Origin of the sequence: Centipeda felix (genome assembly GCF_900186465.1) — a bacterium.
GTDB classification, from domain to species: Bacteria; Bacillota; Negativicutes; order Selenomonadales; family Selenomonadaceae; genus Centipeda; species Centipeda felix.
Genome location: NZ_LT891959.1, coordinates 176,100 through 199,072 on the forward strand (window position 1 = coordinate 176,100; position 22,973 = coordinate 199,072).

Genomic DNA, 22,973 nt, shown 5'->3' on the forward strand with positions numbered 1-22,973 from the left:
TCCCGATTTCATGTGATAGTGGTGTGTGTCACCGCCTATACTATATATATAATATATATTTATATATCCTATACTCTTCACTCTTTTCTCTGTCCCTCTATATAAAGGGTATAAGAAGTATCACTTCTGTCACCAAAGGTCTGTATCCCCAAAAACCACAAGGGCGGAGTACGGTGATACCCTTGTGGGTTTTTACTCACCGCACTGCCACAACCTGCATCTTAGTCTTTAAAAAAATCATCTTCGGGTGAACTCCAAAAGCCTGTATATTCCTGAAGTGCTTCCGGGGTCAGCAGGAGATCCCGATAGACATTTCCGTAACTTCGACGTATGGTCATTGAGCTGAAATCTGTCTTGTAATACCGAGCCAGTGTGGTTCTGAACTCCCGTGCAGTCTTGGCAAAGCCGTTGTTGTTGTCCCTGCACCATGCCTGATAGATGCGATAGACCTTGCCCGTTGTGACCTCGCTGCATTTTGCACCCTCGGGACGTTTCATCATGCACTCTGCATGGAAGGCAAGTACGGAGTTGTTCTCGACCATGTATTCCTCTCTTGCCGACAGAACCGACTGCGGTTCCGTAAAGCGGTAGCCGTTTTGGATGACCGAACGTAGCGCATGGACGGCTTTGCGGACGATCCCGTCGCGCTCGGCATAGAGTTTTTCTCCGAGAAATCTGTCCTGCTTGTCGATGGGAATGGCATTTTTGCAATGTACCTGCATGATACGGTCATGCACCCACTGCCCGTCATCGCCGCCGAAGCGCGGCAGCTGATTCATGCAGAACCAGAACAGTCCGTTGAAAGTGAACTCGAATCCGTTCTGTCCCTTGAATTCCGCGAAGATGCTGTCTCCGCCCGTGCATTTCTTGAAGGTCTTGAGTTCATCCACGGTGATGAAGCTCATATCCGAGCTGCCCGCAAGGCGCATTCCGTAGATCAACCCCGTGCCGAACCGTGCCTCAATCTCACGAAGATCAATGCCGACATAGTTCCCCCTGCCAAGCAGCTGCTCCACCAGACATTTGAGGCGGGATTTTCCCGTATCCCCTGCGCCGTACATAAAGAGCGCCTTCTTCATACGCCAGCCTTTGACGTTGGACAGACAGGCACCAATAAATTCAAGCAAGAGATGCTCAATCTCGGTCTCCCCATCCGTGAGTGTCTGCATGAATGCATCGAACACAGGTGTCGCAATCTCCTCACGAGGCCATTCGCATGGGATTTGTATAGTAGATAGAATGTCTGCGCTGTGCTCGGTCAGCTCCATTGTCGAAAGGTGCAAAACCCCGTTCTGAAAATTGATGATGTCCTCGTCGGCATTGAGGTCGGAATCCTTGATGTAGTCCAGATCCGTTGTGAGAATGCGGAACGTCTCGTCTACCTTACGCATCTCGATCATCTCAGGATCGTAGGATGCGATGCAGTTCTTGATGAGTCCTTTGAGCATATCGTCGGCGTATAGGCGGTACACGCCGCCCTCGTAGACATAGCGCAGCACGCCGTGCCGTGCACTGTCCCGAACGAAAATGTAATGGAGGTGCTGCCGAATGTAATCCGCAAGAGCCGGACAGCTGATGACCGGCTGTCCTTTGGTGTTGAAGTGAATAAAATCCGGGTGATCCATCACCGATGCATGAAACACGCCGTGACAGGCTTCCACGCCGACGCGGATCGTTGCTGCCTTGTAGTCCTCGCGCTCCCACTTACGGCGGTAAAGCGCGGATTGGCGAAAGACGGCATCAATCAGAGCTGCATCATCACCCGTCCGGAAAGCAATCAGAGCACAGAGGGCGGCATCCGCTTCCGAGGCACTGCCGTACTCCGAGATGTCGCCACGGTCAAAGAGCCGCGCAAACTTCCCACCATTCTTCGCTTTTCGCAAAGAACAAACAATGTCGAAGATGGCACGGTCGCCGTCCTCATTTGGACGGTAGTTCACAGGCTGCTTGCGCAGCATATCCTTCCTGAGTGTGGTAAGTACGGCTTCCGTCCCATCGTTAAGAGGTGCATCGTGGAATACATCACCCGTGAATACCGCAAAACGGTTGGTCAGCCCTCCGACGTAGAGTTCCATTTTGTTGTGCGGATTTTTGACGTAGAATTTCGGATCGAGTTTTTCCTTGCCGTCCTTGTCCTTTGTTTTCGGGATGCGGTCATAATCACAGCAGCCATAGATGTGGATGCCGTTTCCGCTGACGGACTTCTCGGCATAGGTGTCATGTCTGCGGATCTGCAGCTGCACCATCGCATCCGCTTCGTCCCTGTGGTCAATGTCCAAGAAGTACATTCCCTTGGGGATAATGAAGCCGACACCACCGTAGGACGATGCCTCTGCCGCACATTGAGCTTCCTCGAACGTCACCCAACTTGCCCGAAATGCATGATTCGATCCCGTGATACCGCCGTCTGCGGCACAGGGCTTCTTTGTGCGATTGCCATTCTGCATGGCATAGTTCCAGCAGATCCAGATTTTCTGAGCTTTGAGTTCGTCGATGGTCATCCCCATACGACCTCCTCGCACTTGGTGTTGTAGTAGCGCACCGGAATGCAGAGTGATCTTGCCTTTGCAATCTCCATCTGCATTCCCTCGGTAATTTCCGTACCGAACGCCCAGAGTTCCTTGCACTGACGCAGGAGGGCAAAGTTCATGCGGATGACAAGTTCGCGATCCTGCGTTTCGGACATAAACTGCGGAAACAGAAGATGCGGAGCAAGTGGAATGCCCCCACGCCTTACGGCAAAGCGGCAATACTCCCGTGCCCGCATGACATTGACGCGCGGATTGTTGCGATATGCCGAACAGATGTAGATGATTGGGAAAGCGGCATTCATCTCCCTCTCGAGAGTCCTCATTGCCGCCCCCGCCGTCGGATCCAGATAGTGTGATTCGTTGAAATGCTGCATAAATTTCTCCTTTTTAATCACGGGGAAATCACATCCCCTTTTCATAAGAGTGCAGACAGAAAAAGGGGAAGTGGTCACCATTTCTTAAAAGTTTTTTCAATCAAATTTATTTTGATAAATACATATGCTTCGGATTCCTTCATAGATGTTTGCAGGAAAACTTGTTTATGTACGCGAATATTAAAACGAATAAAGGAGGAGACAGATGGTACGACCTATCGTCAAAGATGCCATGTTTCTCGGGCAGCCATCGGAGGAAGCTGTGAAATCCGATCTTTCTATTGCAAACGATCTGCTCGACACACTCAAAGCCCACGTCGGACATTGCGTCGGACTTGCTGCCAACATGATCGGAGAGAAGAAACGCATCATCGCTGTATGCGTTGGAAAATCTCATCTTGTTATGCTGAATCCGGAGATTGTAAAATCCTCCTCGGAGCAATATGAAGCAGAGGAAGGATGCCTGTCCCTCCCTGGACAGAGAAAAACGCTGCGGCATGAATGGGTTGAAGTCGTATACCGTGATATAAAGTTCCGCAAACAGAAAAACAAGTTCTCAGGATTTACGGCACAGATTATTCAACATGAGATTGACCACTGCAATGGCGTCTTGATATGAAACCCTCGGGCTGCGTTTATGGCAGTCCGAGGGTTTCAGCTTCATTGATACTTTATTGACTTTCTTGCTTGTTTATATATATAATACAAGCAAGAAAGTTTATAGGAGGTGGTTCACATGACGCAGCAAACGACTATTATGAACCTCATCCATCAAAATAATGGTATGCTGACAACAGCAAAAGCTGTGTCTTCCGGCATATCCCGCAGCATGTTGGCGCATCTCGTCAAACGGGGACAGTTGCTCCGTCCCGCCCGTGGGGTATACACACTGCCCGAGATATGGGAGGATGAGTTTCTCAATTTGCAAACACGATTCAAACGTGGCATCTTTTCACACGAAACAGCTCTCTTCCTCTGGGATCTGACGGATCGAACGCCGATCGCCTACCATATGACCTTCCCAACGAACTACAATCTGGCGAATCCGAAAAAGGAAGGCGTTCACTGCGCACAGGTGAAGGCGGAACGGTATGCACTCGGCATAACAGAGATAAAATCTCCTGCCGGCAATTCGGTGCACTGCTACTCGATAGAACGGACACTCTGCGACATTCTGCGCCCACACCACGCTGCTGATATTCAGATCACCGCAGAGGCGTTCAAACGCTACATGGACAGTCCGCAAAAAAAAATTCCTCTGCTCTCCGAGTATGCGCAGCGTCTCGGCGTAGAGAAAAAAATACGGACGTATTTGGAGGTCCTGCTTTGAAGAATGCCATGCAGTTAAAAGCGGCCATCAGCAAAATGGCAAAGGAAAAGCACATTCCTGCCCAGCTTGTGATGCAAAACTATATGTTGGAACGCCTGTTGGAGCGCATCTCTCGTTCAAAATATCAAGGGAACTTCATCCTCAAAGGCGGACTGTTGATCGCCTCAATGGTTGGTCTTCATTCGCGTGCCACAATGGATATGGACGCCACCATCCGAAATCATCCCATGAACGAGAACAGCATAAAAACAATGTTCGAGGAAATCATCTCCATCCCCATCGACGATAATATAAGCTTCAGCTTCCAAGGTGTAGGAAAAATCCGAAAAAACGATGCCTACGGTGGATACCGCATCTCACTGACCGCAAACTTCCCCCCTATGAGAGTTCCACTGAAACTGGACATTACAACCGGCGATAAGATCACCCCTGAAGCAATCGAATACAACTATCCGATGATGTTCAGCGACGATACGTTGGAGATTTTTGCGTACAATCTTGAGACGATTCTCGCCGAAAAATTGGAGACGGTAATCTCTCGCGGCGACCAAAACACACGTCCAAGAGATTACTATGACATTTTCATCCTCAGCAAGCTGAAAGGACATGAGATTGATCGTGACACTTTACATAAAGCACTGTCCGAAACTGCGCAAAAGCGCAATTCCGGTGACCTAATCCCGCAGTATCACAGTATCATGGGGCAGATTGTAAAGAGCAGTGCAATGCAGCAACACTGGAAAACATATCAGCGCGATTATGAATATGCGAGAGAAGTCGAATTTTCCTCGGCCTGCGAAACCATTATCAAGATTATGGATTCACTTCGTTGAACCGAAAAGCAAGCGGCATCTGTCAGTCAGGCAGATACCGCTTTTTCAGTCTTTCCGATAGTACTCACACTCATACCCGTCCGCTTTGAGCGGCAGCCCCTTCGCCCACGGTGGATTCTCTGCCATGATGGAGCATATCTCTTCAACCGAGGAGACTCCATGCGGCACTTCGAGCACGATTTCATCATGAATGTGCATCACAATGTCAAATCCCCTGTTTCGAAGCTGTTTCATTGCAAAAACAAGCAGATCTCGCGCCGTCGCCTGTGTGATGTTCTCAACGAGTTTCCCACCGAAAGTTTCAATCCGCTCCCACTTCTTCGTCATACCGAGACCTTCATAGGTGACGGATTCTCCACCGAATCTGTTTGCTCCGATGCGCGGCTTTGCATACGAAAGCTCTCTTCCACTCGGCAATCGTATAAACAAAACGCCGCTCTTATATGCACAACGAATGCCATGTGTTTCTACTTCAACGCGTCGTTTCACACAGGTCTTGACGGCACGATCCACATCCCACCAGAATTGCACGATATGTGGATTCGATGCACGCCACAAATCCACAAGAGGCTGAAGCTCCTCCTCCTTCATGCCGGACTCGACTGCACCCATCGCAATAAGAGCGCCAACGGAGCCGCCGTATCCACAACTCAAAACCGCCTGTTTCCCTTTCTGGCGCAGATCTCCATTCTCGCCATGCTTTTCAACCTTGCAGTGAAACATCCGAGATGCCGTTTCGCAGTAAATGTCCCCATTCTCTCGAAACACGTCGAGCACCCACTGCTCCCCCGCAAGCCATGCGAGGACTCTTGCTTCGATGGCAGCGTAGTCGGCGACAATGAAGCGGCAACCGGACCGTGGAACAAATGAGGTACGAATAAGCTGAGAGAGCACATCCGAGGTACTGTCATAGAGCATATCCAGAAGGTCGAAATCACCGTCTTTGACAAGTGTGCGAACCTCCTTCAGCTGCGTGAGATGGTTTTGGGGCAGATTCTGTAATTGAATGAGTCGCCCCGCGAAGCGCCCCGTTCTGTTTGCACCGTAAAACTGGAACAATCCACGCGCACGGTGATCCGCTCCCGTGACCGCTTCCATTGCCATATACTTCTTGACGCTTGTCTTGGATAGTTGCTGCCGCAGTTCCAATACCTCCCGCACATTTCCCGTTGCTGTTTTAAGCATTTTGGTCACTTCACTCTTTGCAAGAGATTCCACCGAGAGTCCTTTCCCGTGCAGCCAGTCCATAAGCTGAAGCGGAGAGTTCGGGTTCTCAAGATCCGTGAGATTCTGCGCCCGTTCAAGGCAGACCGCCTTGCTCCGCTCATCGCAGCAGATCGCCTGTGTGACAAATGTGGTGTCTACCAAAATCCCACGGTCATTGATTTCTTGGTCGATGACGTAGTTCTCCCACTCACTCTCCGATACGGGAAATTTCTGTAGCCGTGCTTGAATTTCCATCTCCGTTTCCACGTCTCGTTTGTTGTATGCCTTAAACAGTTCCCACTTTTCCGAGGCGTCCATAGGAAGATTGCGTGTCCTGCCGCCGTTGCTCTTGGTCGCCTTGCACGGGACACAGAAATACCGTATGAGGTCTTTCCCCTCCTCCAACTTCTGCCGATCAAGCCGCAGCACAGCCCCTACGTCTTTTAGAGATAACGGCAATCCAAGTGTCGCCGCCCAGATCATCGAGCAACGCCATGCGTTTGGTTTCAGGTGAATGCCTAGATGTCGTGAAAGGCACACACGCTCAAACATGGCATTGAATGTCCATTTCCTTACAAACTCATCCGTCAGTGCCGCAAGAATCTCTTTCGGGATCTCTTCCCCATTCGCAAGATCCACAATCTGCACTTCTCCTCTATCCACAGAATATCCGAACAACAGGATTTCAAAATCCTCCGATTCCGCATACTTATATACGCCCGCCTTGGCAAGCGGTACGCTTGAAAATGTCTCAATATCGATACTGATGGATTTCATCTATCTTCTCCCATAAAAACAGGCAGCGGCTTACGCCGCCGCCCATTCCTGCAAAATCCGATTGGTCAGCTGAGGAAATCCTCGTCATCGCCGTCAAGGCTCTCAAAATCCGATGCTGCCGATGAACGCCCGCCGAGGGGGTCGCCATCCTCGAGTTTCTGGATGTTCCCGAGTCCGCAGGCGATGCCCTTGTTCCCGTTGGAGTTGAATGCATAGAGCGTAATGCTCACACGTGCATAGCACCCGGAGTATACCTCATCACGATCCAAAATTGGCTGCACCTTCCGGTTCACGATCTGCGGAGCCGTCCGCGCATTTGCATTGATGAAGTATGCATCCTTGTAGTTTTCGTCATCGGGACGCTCAACATCGCCGTCGCGCAGCGGCAGCTTGATCGAGGCCTTGTTCGGCTTCTTTCCACCGAACTTGCCGAGTCCTGCGTCGATGGCAGCATCCACCGCCGCTTGAATGTCCTTGATCGTCTTGGTGTCCGATTTCGGAATGATAAGGCTGACGGAGTATTTCTCCTCGCCGCCATTGATGGATACCGGCTCCCACACATGTGCATAGGAGAGACGAACCTTGCCCGTGATAACCTTCGTGTTGTTGTTTTTCATTGTCATGTTAATGTACCTCCGTAATCGCTGTGAATTCTGACTGAGCACTGCCTGTATGAATCGCCGGACGCTTGTCCGATATCGGGACGAGGGTCGGCTTTCCGGGCGGCTTTTCGATAAGACCGTCAAGAATATCTGTAAATGCTTTCTTTCCCATCAACCTTTCCATCTGGGTCAGTGAAATGAGTTTCTTATCGAAGATGTCCGTATACCCTGCCGATTCTGCCTCCCTTGCAACGACATCCTCATCCTTATACCTGCGGACGGAACGCCCCTCCACAATCTTGAAGCCCATCCACACCTTGCCGTGGTTGACCGCCGCATCCGTCGCATAGGCGAGGATGGCATTTGCCCACTTGATGAGTTCCGGGATTTCTCCGAGAACGTCCTCAATCTCCTCGTCCGTAATAAGCGGTGGATACTTGAACTCCTCTTTGGCAAGCCGTAGTTTCTCCTCCGCACGCGCCCTGCACCGAACAGCTGCACGGCAGAATGTACACCATTCGCCGGCGCGGTATTCTCCCTCACCCATATAGGCGAGACGCGCTTTCTCCACAAGATCGTCCCTCGCCCAACGCAGAAGCTCTTCTTTGGGGAGTGACCATGTGCATACATTCTCCCTGCGTGGTTGGAAGATGCTCATGGAGATCGTCTGGATATCATAGATTCCGTCGAGAAGTTCCAATGCACCGAGCGCGTAGAGCATCATCTGCGGATTGTGCTCCGCCTCCACAAGCATGCCCATGCCATACTTGAAGTCAATGACATGGAGCATATCCCCGCCGACAATGATGCAGTCCGCCGTCCCGAATGCTTCCGGGACATAGCGTGTGAGATCGAGCCGCTGCTCAACCAGCACCATCGGGGACGGGATGTCTCCCATCTGCTCCTGCACGAATGAAACATACGCATCGGAACAGCGGTCCATCTCATCGTCCTCGAAATCCGAGTGCGGTCGTTTGCTGCGCAGTTTTAGAAACTTACGCAGCTTGTGCTCACAGAGCGCATGCGCCGCTGTCCCTTCAGCGGCGGCTTCGCTCCACGAAGATGGAAACTCGCGCTCAAGGCAAGCAGACGGTGGACAGCGTATCCACCGATGCGCCGCCGACGGTGAGAGCAGTGCGTGCGCCCCCATCAGAGTGCCTCCGCTTCCCGGAGAAGAGCAACGAAGGCATCGGGCGAGATGTCGCTCAGACGCTCCGCTCCATACTTTGTGATAAGATCCTTGACCGCCTCGCGTTTTCCCTCCGTACTCTTACGGACGAGAACAATACGGACATCTTCGAGCCGCACACCTTCGTTTGGTTTTTCAAGCTGCGGGATTGCAGCTTCAAGTGCATCTGCTGCCTCACGCAGCATTTTGGAGATTTCGTTCACATGAATCATATTCATTAGTCCCTTTCATAAACAGAATTTCTTTCGGCAGTTTGGCAATCTGTCTGATTGCCAGAAGATTAGCTGTGAATTTTAACTCACATTCTGCTTCCCCCCTTTCACTAGGGTGCAGACAGAATGTGATCATTTGGTCACCTTATTTCAAAATATTTTTTGAAAATCTCAGATGTTTGCTTTCAGTACCACCTTTCAACTGATTCCGTTTCTCGGAATTGACGGCAATCTGTCTAATCGCCGGAAAATCAACTGTGAGTTTTACCTCACATTCTGCTTTCCCCCTTTCACTAGGGTGCAGACAGAACGGGGCTTAATGGTCACCGTATTTTCAAGTTTTTTTCGGAGCATCACGAAGAGTTTTTCTTTCCTCTTGTGGATAGCCGTCTTTGATCTCCCACCCATAATTCTTGCAATCTCACGTTCCGACACAGCTTCGCCAATTAATTTAAGGAGGAGCTGATCCATCGGAGCAAGCTTATTGACTTCAGTGATGAGTGCTTCAATCAGCAGCCTCTTTATGCAAGTAGTCTCCAGCGACTCTGAAATGAATATTTCTTCTTTCACAACACCAACCCACGATTCTCGGTACACAGGATGTGTACAACTCTCGCAGTTGTGGTCGCACATATTCTTGCGATTCTTGTATATACACGAATACTTTGCTCGACATTCTTGCTGTTGTTCACGTAATACTGAACGTTTATAGAACGTGAAGACCTCGTATGTAGCTAAGACTTTCACGGCCTGTACCCTACGATTACCGATCCGACACCACTCAACTTCATTGCGGAAAATACCATAATCACGAATTGTCTCAGCAGTGACTTCCATTAAAATAAATTCTTTCATCGTCGTATCCTTTCTGACAAGACAAGGTCAGCGGGATACAACGAAGGCCGATGCACTTGACGTACACCGGCCGCAATTACCTAAAAATGGACATAGCGGTAAACGGTGGGACATCGAAGTGCCGTATTCATTGCATTTTTTTGCAATGTGGTCTTCGTATGTTCCCGCCGCCTTTAATGGCCATCTCAAGGCTTTGAGGTTTTAAACTGAATCACTTGATATAAGAATTTACGACCTCATTATTCTCTCCTCCTCAAAAAGACTTCCCCTCTCCTACCTTAATTACAATTGAAGGCCGCGAGTTTTTGACAAATAAAAAACCGCCGGAGTTATCCATTTAGCCTTATGGCTGAATCAGATAACTCCGGCGGTTAGCTCCACGTTATTTACGGGGCATGTTGCGGTAGCTTCATGTTTCGTGGTTTCAATTTATTCACTTGGTAAACGACATCCTCCCAAAGGATTTTGACATACCGATTTGTTTTCTGATCCTTGCGAACCAGATAAATTTGCTCATCCTCTTCAAGGATTGCATCGCAGAAGCGTGGAGGATTGGCACAGTCGCTGCATAGGCTACGAATTTGTATCTTCATACACTACGAACCTCCTCAAAAGGGGATATCATCTTCGTCGAACACTGGGGGATCATCTTCCAAGTCATTCTGCATGAATGCATCAATGACGTATCGTATGTTCTTGTCAATTTTTGGATGTCTCATGTTCTCACTGACGGTTGTATATAAGCCATCAATAAGGCGAGAAATCGTAGCTTCTCCCTTATTATCGCAAAGGAACTGAGGTTCCTGTCCCGGCGAGGTCATCCAGATTTCTATGGCAAAGGTATCAGGATCTGAAAAAGATGAGTATGTTTTACAGATATTCATTAGATGTAAAAGTGTACCGTTCTTCATTCGTAAGGAATAACAATCCTTATGTATCCCCGTATTGCAATCAAAGTTATGAGACGCGAAGACAACCTGAGTAACTTCTCCGACTGATTCATCGTAATCATTTGATGCATCGTACGTACGTAATTTGAATAATGGATGCCCAGTATCACCATATTGATCTTCCTGCAGTCGATTTAATTCCTCTTTCGATTCCCGTACCCAGTTAAGACTATCTGATACAGTGTCACTATTTAGCTTGCCCAAAAACGACATAAGATACTTCTCGGTCGGCGTAGCGTTTGTCAAATCTGCCCGCAGTAAAGTGTCGACATTGATCTGCAGCAACTCTGCGATCTTCATTACAAACTCGACCCCCGGCTTTGACTTTTCGTCCTTGCTGGCACGAGAAATATATCCGGCACTAACTCCTGCACTGTTCTCAATCTCACCTATTTTTAGATCATGCTTCTTTATCAAATAGGAGATATTGTCAAAAAACAAAGTTCTATCGAAATCTGTTGGCATTTTTGTCACCTCTTTCAATTGTGATCTCATTTTATCAGATATTTATGTACTCGTCAACTGTTTTTATTGATTTTATATTTTCGTCAACAGACTTTGTCACATGATTAACTCTACAACATTTTCTATATTATCATCCAGGATACTCCTATAAATAATATTCCTACTCACATTCATCAAAAAACTGCTGTTATGCAAATAAAGTTGACATTTCTCTTCAGCTTTACGACATAAATCAGTCAACATGAAATGGAGCACCGCAACGGAGTTCTTATGTAAAAACCTCGGACTGCCTATTCTCAGTCCGAGGTTTTTGATTCTAAAATATTCTTAGCCGATCTTCGCCGCAAGCACATCTGCCTCGCGTACCGATGTCACCATGCCGAGATACGTCAATCCGTAGAGATCAGCAAAACGGCGCATTGTGTATTCGCCCGCCTCCAGCATCCACTTCTCAGGTGCTGCACCTTGGAAAAGGAAGGCAATCTGCCCGTGAAGACTCCCCGCCTCGACAGGACCGTAGAATCGATCCAGCAGATTGCGCACAGCGCCACAGATATTGTGCCAATAAAGCGGCGAACCGATGACGATAAAATCCGCCGCCCGCACTTTTTCAAGCACCTCAGAGAATTGATCGCCTGGCAGCTCCTGTCCATAAACATTGATCCGATAGTCCGTAAGATTCAGCGTCTCATAGGTGTGCCCTTGCAGAAACCTCGCTGCAAGAGCTGCCGTATTTCCGTCTCTGTTCGGACTGCCGTTGATAAACAGTATATTCATACCGTTGCCTCCTCATTTTATCTTTGTGCTATCCAAAAATCTGCGGCACGGTTCAGCCATCCTTCGGCAGCAGTGCCCTCACCAAGCCCGAAGCCATGCGGCAGACCTTTAAACACTTCGATCTCTGCCGCCTGTCCGTTTCTGCGGATCGCCTGTGTACGCCGCTGCATCGTCTGCCATGAGGCAATGCCATCGGCCGTCCCGACACAGCTGTATGTCGGCGGCTCTGTACCATAGACCTCCGACAAGTCCGTATACTGCATAATGACGGCGGCAGGACGCGGATATGAACGCTGTCCAAACGCCTCCGTTCCATGCGAACCGACCCACGCTGCCATACGCGCTCCCGCCGAGCCGCCCCAGAGGGAGTAACCACGCATGTCAACGCCCAGTTCTGCCGCATGTTCGTGGAGAAAGGCAACCGCGCGTGAAAGATCTTCGCACGCCGTCTGCGCACGCGGTCGATAGATCAGTGCAAAGGCGTTCACTCCGCGCTCAGAGAGGACGAGCGCATGTGGAAAACTGTCCTGCATCGCCCCCACATAGGCAAATCCGCCGCCCGCACTCACGACGGCGACAGGCGCTCCCGTTCGCCCACGAAAGAAAAACAGCCCTGTATCACGCTTCGCGGGGTCGCGCCGCATCTCCTCCTCTGTGTAGATCGGATAGAAAATCCGATGCCCCGCCGCTGCGTCTGCCGCAAGCCGATTCACAACTGCCACGGTTCGCGCAGGCGAGATGTGAGAATACCATGCCAGGCGCAGACTGCCGAGCGTATCGCCATCCATGTACCCGCTCTGTACGGGAAAGAGCAGCCGACCGTACGGTGCAAACAGGAGTGCCCTTGCCACATCCTCCACGCAGGACTCTGCTGAAAACACGCTCATCTCCTCCTCTGCATCGGTGCCGGTCTGTATGTTTTCTGCCTCCCGCGCAAAGGATAAACAGCTGCCGAAGCACAGCATAGCCGCCGCTGCTGCAATGATGCCGCAGACGAAAAGCCGCATACCGTCACCACTACGTTCCCTCATTTCTATTCTTCGCTATGCCTCAATCGTGAATCCTGCGCTCGTGCAGCCATTTCACAAACGCAGGGTCGTCGTGGTTGACGATCTCGCTGTGCCCGAGGTCGAGTTTTGCGATCTCTGCCATCTCCGCCTCATTCAGCGCAAAGTCCCAGATATCGAGATTTACCGCGATGCGCTCAGCACGCACGGACTTCGGCAGGATCGACACGCCACGCTGCGTATTCCAGCGGAGTGCCACCTGCGCCGCCGTCTTTCCGTACTTCTCCCCGATCTTCGTCAGTACGGGATGCGTAAAGATGCCGTGTTTGCCCTCGGCGAGCGGTCCCCATGCCTGCGGCACGACACCGTACTCCTTCATCGTCGCGAGTGCCGCCTCCTGCTGAAAGAACGGATGCAGCTCCACCTGATTCACCATTGGCTTTATCTCCACCGTCTCACAGAAGTTCGCAAGCACGGCAGGATAGAAGTTCGACACGCCGATCGCCCGAATCTTCCCCGCGCGGTGCAGCTCCTCGAGCCGCCGCCACGCGCCGAAGAAATCCCCCATCGGCTGATGAATGAGGTAGAGATCGAGATAGTCCAACCCGAGTTTTTGCAGGGAACGCTCAAACGCCGTACCCGCCGCCTCATAGGAGATATCCTGCACCCAGAGCTTCGTTGTGATGAACAGTTCCTCACGCGGCACACCCGACTTTGCAATCGCCGCACCCACCGCCTCCTCGTTCTGATATGCTGCCGCCGTGTCGATCAGGCGGTAGCCCTGCCGAATCGCCTCGATGGTCACGCGCTCACACTCTGCAAGGTCGGGAATCTGGAACACGCCGAAGCCCTCAAGCGGCATCATTACACCATTATTGAGTTTTACATTTTCCACTGCCATTTGAAATCCTCCTTAATATCCTTGTTTCGACATCCATTCATAGAGTGCCGTCCGCGCCTCCTCGGGCGACTTCTGCGCGATATGTCCCTGGAGTGCAAAGCCCTCCCTGACATCCGCCTTTGTCACGTCCGCAATCGACCGCTGCGTATCAGAGAGCCCGCTCCCTTCATGTGTGCAGAACGGCAGGATGATCTTGCCCGCGAAATTCTCCCGATCGAGGAAGGTGTAGACAGGCATCGGCATGTCGCTCCACCAGATCGGATAACCGAGAAAGACGACATCGTACTTGCTGAGATCGGGCAGCTCGCCGACGATTTCAGGACGGGCGTTTTCTTCCTTCTCTTGCTTGGCGGCTTCCGTCGCGGGACGGTATTCCTTCGGATACGGCTTGACGGTCTTGATTTCAAAGATGTCACCGTGCGTGCGTTCGGCGATCATCTCTGCAAGAATCTTTGTGTTTCCCTTCTCGATGTAGCCGACACCGCCTGTGTTTTCGTCGGCGCGCGAGAAGTACACGACAAGGACACGCTGATCGCTTCGTGCAGATGCTGTCGTCTGTGTTTCTTTCTGTGCAGAAGTATCTGCGCCCGTTTGCGCATTGCCTCCGCCGCACGCTGTCAGCAGCAGCATCATCGTCGTCATCAGGATTGTCAATAGGGTTCTCATGTCATGACCTCCATTTCATTCGATTCCCATATGTTTACTTTGCCAAATCTATTGCGCAGGTGCGAGCAGTTTCAATAATTCTGCATCGTGGTGATGTACGAGCTTCGTATCAGCGTCAAACATCATGGTTGCGCCTCCTTGCAGTGTATAGGCATCCCAATTCGGCATGCCGGGCGCTTCGGGTTTTCCCGTGCGGGCGAAATTAATCCAAGCGCGGCTCATCTGCGCTTCGATTTTCTTTGCCTCCGCGCTTGTGCCGATGCTTTTCTCCGCGCGGTCAATGTTGTGAAATACAAAGGGAATCTCTGCCGTGTGGTAGGACATATGTCTCATCGGTGGCAATGAGGTCATTTTTGTGTACCGTCCCATGAAAGCGATCCGATATATCTGTGCCGAGGGGAAGCGGCATTGCCCATGCGGAGCCGACAGTGAGGCCGAGCGACATAGTCGCCGCCGCGATAAAGCTCTTGCCCTTTTTCATTGACATCATCTCATTCCATCAAAGATTCTTTGCGTAGAACATCTGGAGCTGCGCCACCGCCTGATCCACGTACTCAGGCACCCAGTAGGTACGGATGTGGCTCGCGCTCGGAATCAGGAAAAGCTCTTTGTTTTCCGTGCCGGTCGCCTTGGCAAAGGCATCCTTCGTCATATAGAGGGTGTCCGCCTTCTCGCCTGCAATCATCAGGAGGGGCTGATTGATCAGCTCCATACGATCCTCCACATCAAACGCCATGAGCTTCATAAAGGATTCGGTGGTGTAGATTCCCGTAGCGTTCGGATGACGGTGGGAGAGGCCGTAGTATTCGATGCCGTCGCGATAGAGCGTGTTTTCGGGAAGCTCCGCCATCTTGGCGCGGAGCTGTTCATCGGTGGCGTTCGGCGGGAGGAATCCCTCATAGACAATTTCCCCTGCGAGCTCCTTCTCCCGTGCATCCGCTGCCTTTTGCAGACGTGTCTGGATGCCCTTGATGTCCGCATCCTGGAAACCGTTCCGACGCACCCTGCCGGAGTTGAACATCGACAGCGCGGCAACCGCCTTGATGCGCTTGTCGGTCTGCGCCGCCGCGAGTGTATAGCCGCCGCCGCCGCAAATGCCGAGCGCACCGATGCGGGTCTTGTCCACCTTCGGCAGCTGAGACAGATAGTCCACCATGCCGCTGACATCCTCGATGCGGTTCGAGGGATAGTCCCTCAGTCTCGGCGTGCCGCCGCTCGCGCCCTGATAGCGTGCATCGCAGGCAAGGGCGATGTATCCAAGCTCCGCCAGTCGCTGTGCATACAGCCCTGCCACCTGCTCCTTGCTCGCGCCGTTGGGATGCGCCACGGTCACGGCAGCATATTTCTTGTCGCTCGTTTCATCGTAGTCTGCGGGAAGGTAGAGATTCGCGGCAACCTCGATGCCCTCCACTTCGTACGTTACGGGGCGGATGTTCACCTTGCCCGTGACATTCTCCGTCAGTGCGCCCTGATAGACGAGCCCGAACGGATTCTCGTTCGGACGCTTGCTCTCGCTCGCCGAGGCACCGCCGCCCCCGAATGCAAAGAGTCCGAGAGACATCAAAAGTGCTGATTTCATGATTGATTTTTTCATTGGTAAAACTTCCTTTCCCAAATCCCCAAATGATTATTACTTTTTATCCAAGCCCTTCTCGTGCATCCATCGCTCCATCTCCGCCGCGACCTCTGCGTTGTTGAGGTCGGACATGAGGAAGTGCGTGTTTCCTTTGATGCCAACATCGGGCAGAACGATAATCTCCGCATCGCCGCCATGTGTCCGCACGACCTCCGCCCAGCGGCTTGCGAGGTTCAGCCGCGTGCGCCAGTTGTCGAGCCCCCAGATTTCGTGCGGCTTATCGCCCGTCGGGATCTTGTCGCCGAAATAGACGACCATCGGCGTTTTCAGAAGAGCCTCGAACTCCTCCGCCGTCACCTCCATTCCGCGCGCGGGGAACGGGCTTGTTGTCTCCTCAACCACAGGCACCTCGCCCGGCGGGAACGGGAACGTACCCGGTTCGAGAGCGATCACGCCCTTCACTTTGGGACTGCGAATCGCCGCGAGCCACCCCGGACCGCCGCCCGCCGAGTGCGTGATGAGGACATTATCGCCCGTATGGTCAATGACCGCCTCCATTGCCTTTGCGACAACCTCCACATCGAATTTTCCCGTGTCGGGTGTCATCTGATGGAAGAACTGCCGCAGCGACTCCTCGTCGCGCGGGAACGCCATGCCATCGAAGATCATCGGGTACTGCCCGATGCGGAAGTTGTTGAACCAGAGTTGATCCTGCGGCTGTGCTTTGAGCTCTGCGGGCACGGTCGACTGTCCTGCACGCCCGCGGCGCGGTTCATCCACGATGTAGGTCGCCCACCCCTTTGCGAGGAAGATGTTCTGGAAGCCGTCGCGCCCGTCGGGTGTCGTCTCCCACGTCTTGCCCGACTGTCCGTAGCCGTGCAGGAAAATGAGCGCGTTCTTCTTCGCCTTTACGGGACGCTGCCAGAACACATAGGCAGCATCGCCGTGCAGTGTCTCACCGTCGTAGTTCGTCGGTTCGCTGTCCTTGTATACGCCGGGCGCGGTAATTGTCACGCCGCCCGCCATAAAGCTGCCTTGATCCTCGATTGTCACGGGACGGCTCAGTGCCTCGACACTCCCCATAAATAGACTGACCAAAAGTGCTGCCGTCAAAGCATACTGTGTTCGCATGATATCATCCTCCTAAAACAGATCTCCTCGGAGAGGACTTGCCCTGCCCTGCCATCCGTAGTACAATGCTATCATAACAGGCGGTAGCAGCTACCGTGCAAGCCCTTTTTGAAGTTTTTTGGAGGAAAATCATGTATACAATGAAGGGAGCCTGTGAAGCGACAGGAATGAGCTATGAGACGCTGAAATTCTACTGCAATCAGGGGCTTCTGCCGAACGTCAAGCGTGATGCACACAATCACCGTATTTTCGACAATCACGATATTGGATGGCTGAAAAGCCTTACCTGCCTCAGAAACTGCGGCATGAGTCTCGCCGAAATGAAGGAATACCTCGCACTCTGTCTCGGCGGTGTCCCCACCATCCCCGAGCGCAAAGAAATCCTCGCAGGCAAGCGCGCGGAACTCGTCGATCGACTCACTGCTGTCCAAGCATCCATCGACTACATCGACTGGAAGCAGGGATTCTATGACGATGTGCTCTCAGGGCGCACGCCCTACATCAGCAATCTTCTCCCGAATGAAGCGGATGCAGAATCTGCAGAAGAGAGCTCTGCACATGGGTGATTCCATGAAGAAAATGACTGCTGCACAAGGTACATTTCCTTATGCAGCAGTCATTTTTATGTGATGATACAATTTCCTAGAGAATCGTCATTTGCTGTCATACAGCATCCGTATTCTCATTTTCCGTCAAGCACGCCTCTAACTGTCTTATCAAAATTGGTAATTCTTCAAAAACGACTTCCGCTATAATATTCCAGTTTGTTCCATCATAATCATGCACAAGACGATGCCGCAAGCCTGCGATCATCGCCCATGGAATCTCACTATGTTTCGCTTTATACTCCGGGGTCAAATTATGGCTATGCTCCCCCATATTATATAGCGGCGTTGTGACAAGCCACTGCAACGGCAGCTGTGTCATCAGTGCTTCTTTTTCAATGCTATTTTTTAGGATATATTCCTGCAGGTGAGCGGCATAGTCATATATCTTTTGAACTCTTTGTCGATCGGAATACTTCATGCCACCAAAACCTTTTCTTTCATGATTGTTTTGTAGAAATTACTGTCCGGGTTCACTTCACCGATCTCAAAAACATCTACTTTTTTCTCTAACGTCTCTCGCAAATCCTCTGCCAGAGCAAAAATCATCGTTCGCTTAAACTTTTCTCCACCGTAAACCAAAAAATCCAAATCACTATTTTCGTCTGCTTCACCTCTCGCATACGAGCCAAACAAATAAATTTCTTTCACACGGTATTTATCAGCAAGTGGTTTTACCTTCGCAACGATATGTTCCATTGTAAATACAGGCTTATGCATCATAATCCCTCCTGTTTACTCATATCATTATATCACATAACCGCGCAGCTCTTCCCCTTTTCCTCTGATTTCCATACGATGCTGGCAAGAACCACGATCAGGACACTCTTGCTTCATCCTGAAAAGTTAGGCGGCATTTCGTCTATCATTACATTGTATCGTTATTGACGTTACTTCGTTCATTGCCGCTACCAAAATGATACTAGAGGGAAACGTCAGTGTTGCGTTCGCACGCGAGACGGTAATCTGGCGATCCTCAATCGGTTCGCGCAGCACCTCAAGCGTCTTCTTGCTGAACTCCGGCAGCTCGTCGAGAAAGAGCACGCCGTGATGCGCAAGTGTCACCTCGCCCGGACGCGGGATGCTCCCGCCGCCGATCATCGCCACCGTCGAGGATGTATGATGCGGACTGCGGAAGGGGCGCGTGGTTACAAGCCCCGTATCCTTGCCGAGCAGCCCCGAGATGCTGTAAATCTTCGTGATCTCGATGGCTTCTTGCTTCGTCAGTTCCGGCAGGATCGAACTCATCCGACGTGCCAGCATCGTCTTGCCCGAACCGGGTACGCCAACCATGAGGACATTATGTCCGCCAGCCGCTGCAATCTCAAGCGCACGTTTCGCCTGATACTGCCCCTGTACGTCCGCAAAGTCATCGGTGAAGGCCGCATCCTTTTTCTGTTCTGTTGCATGTGGCACGGCAGGAGTCAGCACCTCTGTGCCGGTCAGATGGCGCACAAGCTGCGCCAGATTCTCGACCGCATAGACCTTCAGCCCGTCAATCAGGAGTGCCTCATCTGCATTGGAGGGAGCAACGTAAAACTCCGTAAGTCCCCGCTCACGCGCCGTGATTGCCATCGGGAGAATGCCGCTGATCGGACGGCAGTTTCCATCAAGGGAGAGTTCCGCAGAGAAGAGTGCGCTCTGCACCGCCGCCTCCGGAACAATGCCGTAGGATGCAAGAAGTCCGACGGCAATCGGCAGATCAAGCCCGGAACTGTCCTTTCGCACATCGGCGGGCGCAAGATTCACCGTCACACGCTCCTGCCGCAGCTGAATACCGGAGTTGCGAATGGCAGTCCGCACCCGCTCCTTCGACTCCTTCACCGACGTATCGGGAAGCCCCACCAGTTCAAAGCCCGGCAGCCCCGGCGATACATCCACCTCCACGTCGATAATCCGTCCATCTATCCCGAGGGTCGTCGCACCATAGGTCTTTGCAAACAACGGCCTTCCCTCCCACGTTTCAAATATAAGAAAATTATAACACAGGATAGGGGAAGATGGCTAATGATTCTTTGCAACAAAAAAGAGAGATTCCAGACGTCCAGGTAGAGCGAATGGAATCTCTGTGGTGAGAAATCTTAGTAAAATACTGATAATAAAGTTCAACCTTGCTATTTGAACGCTCTACTACTCCCACTGGAGAATTTTCCACAGAAAATTAAGCGATTAAAATAATAGCTATTTTTCGATAGGAAAGTAGTCTGCCGGAACGGGGGCAAGGATGCCAACGAAAATGAAGTCCTCTGTGCCCGTGTTCTTCATGCCGTGGCACATCCCCTTTGCAGAGACGATGACATCCCCCTTTTCGATAGGGCGTTCCTCGCCGATTGCTGGATAGAAAACGCCCTCACCTTGAATGCAGATCCAGATATCGTCCGCTTTGGCGTGTCCGTGCGGCTTGATTGTTTGCCCCGGCTTTAGCACCCAAACAACCCCGCTCGTCGACTCCGTCGCGTAGATCGGTGTGCGCGTCGCGACATCGCCCGATTTCGCCACTTCGGCGAGACGATAACGGCGTGTCTCGAAATCGTTTGTAATCGCCTTGCTCATCACGTTTTCTCCTCTCGTACAATCATTGGTTGAAATATTCCATGTTATTATAATTCGGTTCGTTGTAAAATGAAGTTGAACAGCTAAACAAAAACAAAATCCATAGTGACATCCCGTGCTATAATGGTTCTGCTACAAAACATCAGCAAAGGAGCACTATGGATTACCCCCATTCTACCACAACGGATGATATTGTCAAGAACAGTTGACAAATTTCTCACAAGGGAATGAACGCTTAAGTAGCTGCGGCAATAGAGTCATAGAACTGACGCCGCTTCACCATCGGAGGAAGCCCCCCGTTTGTTGAACAAATCCGACGGTTGTTCCAATAGCTCATGAAGTATCGCCAAACCAGTACCTTCAACTCTTCGATTGTCATCTTCTTTGTGTCATAGCGTCCATAGAGCAGCTCGGACTTCATGCGCGCCCACATACTCTCACAGCGCGCATTGTCATGACAGCGTCCACCGGCACTGTTCATGCTTTGACGAATCCCATAGGTATGAATTGCCTCCCGATACAGCTGACTCGTATACTGGCTGCCGCGATCCGAGTGCAGGATTGCTCCCCTGAGCTTTGGGTAGGAGAGCATAGCGTTATCCAGCATCCTTACGCATAGAGAAGCCTTCATGTTCGTGTCCATAGACAGTCCGAGCACGCTGGCATCATAACAGTCAAAGAGTGCTGAAATGTAGAGTTTTCCGTCATACGCCGGAATCTTTGTCATGTCAGTGACACACTTGGAAAGAGGTGTGTCGGCAGTAAAATCGCGCCCCATGAGATCCTCTGACATCTGTGCCTTATGATCTGTTTTGGTGATACCGTTCGGTCTATGATTGGGGCGATGACTTAAGCCAATCTCTTCCATAACACGGTAAACAGTTCGTTCACTCGGAATACGGACGCCTTCCGGCTGTTTGATCTTGAGTGCCTGATACATGCGGATTCTTCCGTAGGTGTCGTTGCATTCGTCCTCTGCATGAATCTGCATCATGGCGTCGGCAAGTTCCTGATATTTCCATGGGCGGTCTTTGCTCGTCAAATACTGATAAAATCCCTGTCTCGTGACATGGAGCATCTTGCAGCAGAAGCTGATATTTCCTTTGAGGGCGCCATCTGAGGTCTTGAACGCAATCAACTTCATGCGTTCGTTTTTGTTGACTTCAGACGGCTCGCGGCGAAAAAAGCGCTTGCTTCCTCCAGAAAGTCATTCTCTTTCTTTAGCCGTCGAATTTCCTTCTCCTGTGCTTTGAGTTGTGCACGAAGCTGTACGAGTTCCTCGTGCAGACTTAGGGCACTCTGCGGTGTTTGCGTGCCACACCCAAGATCCAAATATCCAAGCCGATGAGCACGCATCCATGTATACATTGTGTTCTTGGAAATTCCCAGCTCTTTGGCGGCTTTCGCCTGACCGATTTCCTGCGCCAGCTTGATTGCCTGCACCTTAAATTCGTGATCGTATTGTCTGTTTGTTGCCATTTTGATCTCTCCTTCTCCTCTTTGACTTTATCTAAAATCCTTGCAGAGAAGTTGTCAACTTTATTTATACAACATCACCAACCACGCGACTATCGCGTGGTTTTCTTTATACAAAAATCAAGCTACAGAATCCTCGAAGCTGAAGCCAATATGTGCGCTGCTCCTTTCGAAGGGATGGAGGACATAAAAAGGGGCTGTTGCACGAAACAAACGTGCAGCAGCCTCAATTTTGTACAAAATCAAGAAGGATGGATCCCGTTCGTCTGACCTGCCCCCCAAATGTTAGACTTAGAGGAACTAACTTTTGGGGGTCAGGTCATTCACCTTCGTGCAACAGCCCTTTTATGTTCCCATTGTGCAGGCAGGGACTTGCAGAAGCTCTACACGCACGACACGGAGGAGATAAAGAAGAAGACGGCACGCATCTTTAGCAGGCTTGTAGACAAATGATTTTTGTAGAAAACCCGCTATAGATAAGGTGCTAGCCCCTTATCTATAGCGGGTTTTCCCATCCACTTTTCATTTAATGGTAAAATACATACACTTCTCAGCCGGGTGGCCATGCAAATGCACGTCCGCCGAGAAGGTGAAAGTGCAGATGCCCGACAGTCTGTCCCCCGTCTTCCCCTGTATTGGTGACGAGACGGAATCCGTCACCATCCACGCCAAGGCTGCGGGCAAGCTGCGGAACGACCTCTGTAAGAATATGTGCTGCCAGAACTCCATCTTCCGCGCCAAAGTCCAGAACGCTGCGGATATGCTTCTTCGGTATGATGAGTACATGCTCCGGTGCCTGCGGGTCTAGGTCGCGAAAGGCAAGCACCGTATCGTCTTCATAGACTTTGGTCGACGGAATCTCTCCCTGTGCAATCTTGCAAAAAATACAATCTGCCATGTAATTCACTTCCTTTCAAGGAATCACTGATATCAACAGAATTCGACGCAAGGAAGAAT

The 22,973-nt window shown here is 51.1% G+C and carries 27 protein-coding genes; 4 read left to right on the plus strand and 23 right to left on the minus strand.

What is annotated here, in order from left to right; all coding sequences use genetic code 11:
- Window positions 1-221: 221 nt before the first annotated feature.
- Together C1713_RS08300 and C1713_RS08305 are read right to left on the minus strand one after the other, a co-directional pair.
- The gene (locus tag C1713_RS08300) at window positions 222-2,501 is read right to left on the minus strand and encodes a DNA primase family protein (RefSeq protein ID WP_245871063.1); all 2,280 of its coding nucleotides are present in this window, start codon (window positions 2,499-2,501) and stop codon (window positions 222-224) included.
- Window positions 2,498-2,905 (minus strand): DUF7768 domain-containing protein, encoded by a 408-nt coding sequence (locus tag C1713_RS08305; RefSeq protein ID WP_102493622.1) that lies wholly within the window; start codon window positions 2,903-2,905, stop codon window positions 2,498-2,500. The genes C1713_RS08300 and C1713_RS08305 overlap by 4 nt, the downstream gene beginning before the upstream one ends.
- 205 nt (window positions 2,906-3,110) lie before the next feature.
- Between C1713_RS08305 and C1713_RS08310 the strand changes: the two genes are divergently transcribed.
- From C1713_RS08310 to C1713_RS08320, 3 genes are all read left to right on the plus strand, one after another.
- Window positions 3,111-3,524: a peptide deformylase gene (locus C1713_RS08310; RefSeq protein WP_102493623.1), complete on the plus strand. Its 414-nt coding sequence runs from the start codon at window positions 3,111-3,113 to the stop codon at window positions 3,522-3,524.
- A gap of 117 nt (window positions 3,525-3,641) precedes the next feature.
- The gene (locus C1713_RS08315; RefSeq protein ID WP_102493624.1) at window positions 3,642-4,235 is read left to right on the plus strand and encodes a type IV toxin-antitoxin system AbiEi family antitoxin domain-containing protein; all 594 of its coding nucleotides are present in this window, start codon (window positions 3,642-3,644) and stop codon (window positions 4,233-4,235) included.
- Window positions 4,232-5,068 (plus strand): nucleotidyl transferase AbiEii/AbiGii toxin family protein, encoded by an 837-nt coding sequence (locus tag C1713_RS08320; RefSeq protein ID WP_245871065.1) that lies wholly within the window; start codon window positions 4,232-4,234, stop codon window positions 5,066-5,068. Before C1713_RS08315 ends, C1713_RS08320 begins: the two co-directional genes overlap by 4 nt.
- Before the next feature lie 45 nt (window positions 5,069-5,113).
- Here the strand turns inward: C1713_RS08320 and C1713_RS08325 are convergent, their stop codons facing one another.
- The 14 genes from C1713_RS08325 to C1713_RS08390 all read right to left on the minus strand — a co-directional run bounded on the left by C1713_RS08325 (window position 5,114) and on the right by C1713_RS08390 (window position 17,382).
- Window positions 5,114-7,051, minus strand: a complete 1,938-nt coding sequence (locus tag C1713_RS08325; RefSeq protein WP_102493625.1) for a DNA polymerase — start codon at window positions 7,049-7,051, stop codon at window positions 5,114-5,116.
- 65 nt (window positions 7,052-7,116) lie between these two features.
- Window positions 7,117-7,674: an ssDNA-binding protein gene (locus tag C1713_RS08330; protein ID WP_102493626.1), complete on the minus strand. Its 558-nt coding sequence runs from the start codon at window positions 7,672-7,674 to the stop codon at window positions 7,117-7,119.
- A 1-nt stretch (window position 7,675) separates the two neighbouring features.
- On the minus strand, window positions 7,676-8,803 hold the full coding sequence (locus C1713_RS08335) for a DUF2800 domain-containing protein (RefSeq protein WP_102493627.1): 1,128 nt from the start codon (window positions 8,801-8,803) through the stop codon (window positions 7,676-7,678).
- The gene (locus tag C1713_RS08340; RefSeq protein ID WP_245871067.1) at window positions 8,803-9,060 is read right to left on the minus strand and encodes a hypothetical protein; all 258 of its coding nucleotides are present in this window, start codon (window positions 9,058-9,060) and stop codon (window positions 8,803-8,805) included. The genes C1713_RS08335 and C1713_RS08340 overlap by 1 nt, the downstream gene beginning before the upstream one ends.
- Before the next feature lie 258 nt (window positions 9,061-9,318).
- Window positions 9,319-9,909: a hypothetical protein gene (locus C1713_RS08345; protein WP_102493628.1), complete on the minus strand. Its 591-nt coding sequence runs from the start codon at window positions 9,907-9,909 to the stop codon at window positions 9,319-9,321.
- Window positions 9,910-10,295: 386 nt separating this feature from the next.
- Window positions 10,296-10,502: a hypothetical protein gene (locus C1713_RS08350; RefSeq protein WP_037349552.1), complete on the minus strand. Its 207-nt coding sequence runs from the start codon at window positions 10,500-10,502 to the stop codon at window positions 10,296-10,298.
- Between the two features lie 15 nt (window positions 10,503-10,517).
- The gene (locus C1713_RS08355) at window positions 10,518-11,342 is read right to left on the minus strand and encodes a helix-turn-helix domain-containing protein (protein ID WP_138774483.1); all 825 of its coding nucleotides are present in this window, start codon (window positions 11,340-11,342) and stop codon (window positions 10,518-10,520) included.
- Between the two features lie 309 nt (window positions 11,343-11,651).
- The gene (locus tag C1713_RS08360; RefSeq protein WP_006689641.1) at window positions 11,652-12,101 is read right to left on the minus strand and encodes a flavodoxin family protein; all 450 of its coding nucleotides are present in this window, start codon (window positions 12,099-12,101) and stop codon (window positions 11,652-11,654) included.
- Window positions 12,102-12,118: 17 nt separating this feature from the next.
- Entirely contained in the window at window positions 12,119-13,132 is a 1,014-nt protein-coding gene (locus C1713_RS08365; RefSeq protein WP_170950807.1) for an alpha/beta hydrolase, read from the minus strand.
- Between the two features lie 19 nt (window positions 13,133-13,151).
- Window positions 13,152-14,009 (minus strand): aldo/keto reductase, encoded by an 858-nt coding sequence (locus C1713_RS08370; RefSeq protein ID WP_006689645.1) that lies wholly within the window; start codon window positions 14,007-14,009, stop codon window positions 13,152-13,154.
- A 12-nt stretch (window positions 14,010-14,021) separates the two neighbouring features.
- Window positions 14,022-14,675, minus strand: coding sequence for a flavodoxin (locus C1713_RS08375; protein WP_006689646.1), 654 nt, complete (start codon window positions 14,673-14,675; stop codon window positions 14,022-14,024).
- Between the two features lie 48 nt (window positions 14,676-14,723).
- Complete coding sequence (locus C1713_RS08380; protein ID WP_338063645.1) at window positions 14,724-15,104, minus strand: carboxylesterase family protein; 381 nt, start codon at window positions 15,102-15,104, stop codon at window positions 14,724-14,726.
- Window positions 15,105-15,174: 70 nt separating this feature from the next.
- Window positions 15,175-16,269, minus strand: a complete 1,095-nt coding sequence (locus C1713_RS08385) for an alpha/beta hydrolase (RefSeq protein WP_009442351.1) — start codon at window positions 16,267-16,269, stop codon at window positions 15,175-15,177.
- A 36-nt stretch (window positions 16,270-16,305) separates the two neighbouring features.
- Window positions 16,306-17,382 (minus strand): alpha/beta hydrolase, encoded by a 1,077-nt coding sequence (locus tag C1713_RS08390; RefSeq protein WP_009442352.1) that lies wholly within the window; start codon window positions 17,380-17,382, stop codon window positions 16,306-16,308.
- Between the two features lie 131 nt (window positions 17,383-17,513).
- Here C1713_RS08390 and C1713_RS08395 point away from each other — a divergent pair, with 131 nt between their 5' ends.
- Window positions 17,514-17,948 (plus strand): MerR family transcriptional regulator, encoded by a 435-nt coding sequence (locus C1713_RS08395; RefSeq protein WP_102493631.1) that lies wholly within the window; start codon window positions 17,514-17,516, stop codon window positions 17,946-17,948.
- A gap of 97 nt (window positions 17,949-18,045) precedes the next feature.
- Here C1713_RS08395 and C1713_RS08400 read toward each other — a convergent pair whose 3' ends face one another.
- From C1713_RS08400 to C1713_RS08430, 7 genes are all read right to left on the minus strand, one after another.
- Window positions 18,046-18,408, minus strand: coding sequence for a HepT-like ribonuclease domain-containing protein (locus tag C1713_RS08400; protein WP_102493632.1), 363 nt, complete (start codon window positions 18,406-18,408; stop codon window positions 18,046-18,048).
- Complete coding sequence (locus C1713_RS08405) at window positions 18,405-18,710, minus strand: nucleotidyltransferase family protein (protein ID WP_102493633.1); 306 nt, start codon at window positions 18,708-18,710, stop codon at window positions 18,405-18,407. Before C1713_RS08405 ends, C1713_RS08400 begins: the two co-directional genes overlap by 4 nt.
- A gap of 123 nt (window positions 18,711-18,833) precedes the next feature.
- On the minus strand, window positions 18,834-19,931 hold the full coding sequence (locus C1713_RS08410) for a YifB family Mg chelatase-like AAA ATPase (RefSeq protein ID WP_102493634.1): 1,098 nt from the start codon (window positions 19,929-19,931) through the stop codon (window positions 18,834-18,836).
- 237 nt (window positions 19,932-20,168) lie between these two features.
- The gene (locus C1713_RS08415) at window positions 20,169-20,540 is read right to left on the minus strand and encodes a cupin domain-containing protein (RefSeq protein WP_006696188.1); all 372 of its coding nucleotides are present in this window, start codon (window positions 20,538-20,540) and stop codon (window positions 20,169-20,171) included.
- 235 nt (window positions 20,541-20,775) lie between these two features.
- On the minus strand, window positions 20,776-21,684 hold the full coding sequence (locus tag C1713_RS08420; RefSeq protein WP_006696189.1) for an IS3 family transposase: 909 nt from the start codon (window positions 21,682-21,684) through the stop codon (window positions 20,776-20,778).
- The gene (locus C1713_RS08425; protein WP_006696190.1) at window positions 21,681-22,019 is read right to left on the minus strand and encodes a transposase; all 339 of its coding nucleotides are present in this window, start codon (window positions 22,017-22,019) and stop codon (window positions 21,681-21,683) included. Before C1713_RS08425 ends, C1713_RS08420 begins: the two co-directional genes overlap by 4 nt.
- Window positions 22,020-22,566: 547 nt before the next feature.
- Window positions 22,567-22,914 carry a histidine triad nucleotide-binding protein gene (locus C1713_RS08430; protein WP_102493635.1) on the minus strand — a complete coding sequence of 116 codons (348 nt, stop codon included), beginning with the start codon at window positions 22,912-22,914 and terminating at the stop codon, window positions 22,567-22,569.
- Window positions 22,915-22,973: the final 59 nt, after the last annotated feature.

Excerpts from the sequence above, each read along its gene's own strand:
- C1713_RS08420 (WP_006696189.1), bottom strand. The coding sequence starts at position 21,684 with ATGAAGTTGATTGCGTTCAAGACCTCAGATGGCGCCCTCAAAGGAAAT.
- C1713_RS08415 (WP_006696188.1), bottom strand. The coding sequence starts at position 20,540 with ATGAGCAAGGCGATTACAAACGATTTCGAGACACGCCGTTATCGTCTC.
- C1713_RS08330 (WP_102493626.1), bottom strand. The coding sequence starts at position 7,674 with ATGACAATGAAAAACAACAACACGAAGGTTATCACGGGCAAGGTTCGT.
- C1713_RS08365 (WP_170950807.1), bottom strand. The coding sequence starts at position 13,132 with ATGAGGGAACGTAGTGGTGACGGTATGCGGCTTTTCGTCTGCGGCATC.
- C1713_RS08425 (WP_006696190.1), bottom strand. The coding sequence starts at position 22,019 with ATGGCAACAAACAGACAATACGATCACGAATTTAAGGTGCAGGCAATC.
- C1713_RS08430 (WP_102493635.1), bottom strand. The coding sequence starts at position 22,914 with ATGGCAGATTGTATTTTTTGCAAGATTGCACAGGGAGAGATTCCGTCG.
- C1713_RS08390 (WP_009442352.1), bottom strand. The coding sequence starts at position 17,382 with ATGCGAACACAGTATGCTTTGACGGCAGCACTTTTGGTCAGTCTATTT.
- C1713_RS08325 (WP_102493625.1), bottom strand. The coding sequence starts at position 7,051 with ATGAAATCCATCAGTATCGATATTGAGACATTTTCAAGCGTACCGCTT.
- C1713_RS08375 (WP_006689646.1), bottom strand. The coding sequence starts at position 14,675 with ATGAGAACCCTATTGACAATCCTGATGACGACGATGATGCTGCTGCTG.
- C1713_RS08360 (WP_006689641.1), bottom strand. The coding sequence starts at position 12,101 with ATGAATATACTGTTTATCAACGGCAGTCCGAACAGAGACGGAAATACG.
- C1713_RS08315 (WP_102493624.1), top strand. The coding sequence starts at position 3,642 with ATGACGCAGCAAACGACTATTATGAACCTCATCCATCAAAATAATGGT.
- C1713_RS08400 (WP_102493632.1), bottom strand. The coding sequence starts at position 18,408 with ATGAAGTATTCCGATCGACAAAGAGTTCAAAAGATATATGACTATGCC.
- C1713_RS08310 (WP_102493623.1), top strand. The coding sequence starts at position 3,111 with ATGGTACGACCTATCGTCAAAGATGCCATGTTTCTCGGGCAGCCATCG.
- C1713_RS08335 (WP_102493627.1), bottom strand. The coding sequence starts at position 8,803 with ATGGGGGCGCACGCACTGCTCTCACCGTCGGCGGCGCATCGGTGGATA.
- C1713_RS08385 (WP_009442351.1), bottom strand. The coding sequence starts at position 16,269 with ATGAAAAAATCAATCATGAAATCAGCACTTTTGATGTCTCTCGGACTC.
- C1713_RS08395 (WP_102493631.1), top strand. The coding sequence starts at position 17,514 with ATGTATACAATGAAGGGAGCCTGTGAAGCGACAGGAATGAGCTATGAG.
- C1713_RS08340 (WP_245871067.1), bottom strand. The coding sequence starts at position 9,060 with ATGAATATGATTCATGTGAACGAAATCTCCAAAATGCTGCGTGAGGCA.
- C1713_RS08345 (WP_102493628.1), bottom strand. The coding sequence starts at position 9,909 with ATGAAAGAATTTATTTTAATGGAAGTCACTGCTGAGACAATTCGTGAT.
- C1713_RS08405 (WP_102493633.1), bottom strand. The coding sequence starts at position 18,710 with ATGATGCATAAGCCTGTATTTACAATGGAACATATCGTTGCGAAGGTA.
- C1713_RS08350 (WP_037349552.1), bottom strand. The coding sequence starts at position 10,502 with ATGAAGATACAAATTCGTAGCCTATGCAGCGACTGTGCCAATCCTCCA.
- C1713_RS08370 (WP_006689645.1), bottom strand. The coding sequence starts at position 14,009 with ATGGCAGTGGAAAATGTAAAACTCAATAATGGTGTAATGATGCCGCTT.
- C1713_RS08305 (WP_102493622.1), bottom strand. The coding sequence starts at position 2,905 with ATGCAGCATTTCAACGAATCACACTATCTGGATCCGACGGCGGGGGCG.
- C1713_RS08300 (WP_245871063.1), bottom strand. The coding sequence starts at position 2,501 with ATGACCATCGACGAACTCAAAGCTCAGAAAATCTGGATCTGCTGGAAC.